The organism is Pseudomonas sp. PS02303, assembly GCF_029959925.1.
In the GTDB taxonomy this organism is placed as follows: Bacteria; Pseudomonadota; Gammaproteobacteria; order Pseudomonadales; family Pseudomonadaceae; genus Aquipseudomonas; species Aquipseudomonas mandelii.
The window spans coordinates 1-2094 of record NZ_JASCOM010000476.1; the positions used below are offsets into that span (position 1 = coordinate 1).

The following is a 2094-nucleotide window of genomic DNA, read 5'->3' on the forward strand; positions in this document are numbered from 1 at the left end:
GGCAAGCCTCGCTCCTACAGGTCCGGGGTGATCCTTGTAGGAGCGAGGCTTGCCCGCGAAGAGGCCCGCCCGAACACCGCACATTCAGAGTCCAGGCGTCCAGGTCACCCCAAACATCCACGCCCGACCTTCCTCGCGATACCCATACTGACTGCCATCATGGGTGTACAGCGCCCGGCTATAGCCCTTGTCCAGCAGGTTATCGACTTTCAGCTCAAGCTTGACCTCGCGATTCAATTCCCAGCTGCTGCGCAACCCCAGCAGGGCATAGCCACCCAACGGCTGTTGATTGTTCAAGTCGTCATAGCTGCTGCTCACCGCTTGCCAGCTGGCGCCGAGGCCGAACCGGTCGAACTGACGATCCAGGTCCAGGCTCAAGGTGCGCCGCGCACGACGGGCCAGGGTATGGCCGCTGTCGCGATCCCTTGGGTCGATGATCGCCACGCCGAGGTTGCTCTGCCAGCCGAACAGTTCTTGTTTCAGAGCCGCTTCGAACCCGTTGATCCGAGCCGAAGCCACGTTCTGTGGCCGTGAGTTGCTGCCAAAAATAATCGCGTCTTCAAGGTCCGTGCGATAAAGCGAAGTTTCGAGACGACTGGTCTCGGTCAACTGACTGCGCCATTGCAGCTCGTAGCTTTTCGAGGTTTCAGGCTTGAGGTTCGGGTTGCTGAAATCCGGGTAGTACAAGTCATTGAAGGTCGGTGCGCGGAAACCTTCGCTGTAGGTCAGTAATACGTCGTTGTCCGGGTTCAGCGGCAGGGTGAAGGTGCCGCTCCAGCTGTTCTGGCCGCCAAACTGCTGGTTCTGGTCCCGGCGCAGACCCAGTTCCGTGGAGAAACTGTCCGCCTGGTAGCGATGCTGGATAAACGCTGCGCGGTTCCAACGGCTGTCCTCGTCGAACGGGGTGCTGCTGTTGATCCGGTCTTCGTACCAGTCGCCGCCGAGAATCAGGCTGTTGCGCTCATTGAGCGTCAGGTCGTTCTGCCAGTTCACCGAATCACGGTACGTGTTGAACACGCTGCGTTCATCGCTGAGTTTGTCGAGGGTCTTCTCGCGGTTTTCGCTGTCACCGAATTCGACGCGGGTTTTCCAGATGTCGTTGACCCTGGCATCGACATAACTGCTGATACTGCTCACGGCAAAGTCGCTGTAAGGCTGCTGCTGGAGCGATTCGAAGGTCGTCGTGTCAAAGCGCCCGAATGGATTGTCGAACTCGCTTTTGCCGCGGTTATCCAGCAGGTTGGCGCCGATTTCGATGTCGTCGGTGAGGGCATGGCTCAGGCTCAGACTGACCGATTTGTTGCGGTATTCGTCATGATCGCTGTCGCTGGGATAGGACTCGTGGGTGCGGTTGATCCCGGCGGTTTCATCGAGGCTGGCGCCGAGGTTGAAGCGGGTTTTCTCATCGCCACCGGATAATCCGAGGCTGCGCTCCCAGGTCTGATGGCTGCCAAACCCCATGTGCATACGTGGTTGCAGGCCTTGTTCGCCACCACGGCGAGTGAAAATCTGGATCACGCCGCCAATCGCATCACTGCCATAAATCACCGAACGGGAGCCGCGCAGCACTTCCACGCGCTCGACCTGGTCGATGTTGATGTGTTGCAGGTTGCTGTCGCCGGAGGTTGAGTTGCCGATGCGTTGGCCGTCCACCAGCACCAGGCTCTGCGCTGACTGGGTGCCGCGAATGTAGATCCCCGGAAGACTGCCGCGCCCGCCGGTTTGCACGACTTGCACACCGGGTACACGACTCAGCAAGTCCGTGACGCTGCCCGGTTGCAGGCGGTCGATGTCGTCGCGGGTGAAAACGGTGTTGGCGGCGCTGCTGTCGTTACGCGCTTCGACCTGACGGTTGGCGCTGATCAGCACTTCAGGGAGCTTCAGGGCTTGATCGCGTTCGAAGGTGTCGGCCAGGAGTTGGCCGGCCGGCAGCAGGGTCAGCGTCAGGGCGAGGGGGGAGAGTTTCATCGGTAATCCGTTGGCGCTTTAAAGCGAACACAAATTTTGAAAGGCACAGAAAACCAATGTGGGAGCGAGCCTGCTCGCGATGAGGGTGTGTCAGTCAAAGAAGAGGTGACTGGCAGACCGCTATCG

The 2094-nt window shown here is 59.6% G+C and carries 1 protein-coding gene; it reads right to left on the reverse strand.

Annotated features, from left to right (window positions below):
- Nucleotides 1-84: 84 nt before the first annotated feature.
- Nucleotides 85-1968, reverse strand: coding sequence for a TonB-dependent receptor (locus tag QMX98_RS34225; RefSeq protein WP_282412066.1), 1884 nt, complete (start codon nt 1966-1968; stop codon nt 85-87).
- Nucleotides 1969-2094 lie beyond the last annotated feature (126 nt).

Coding starts and splice junctions, on each gene's coding strand:
- QMX98_RS34225 (WP_282412066.1), bottom strand. CDS start 1,968: ATGAAACTCTCCCCCCTCGCCCTGACGCTGACCCTGCTGCCGGCCGGC.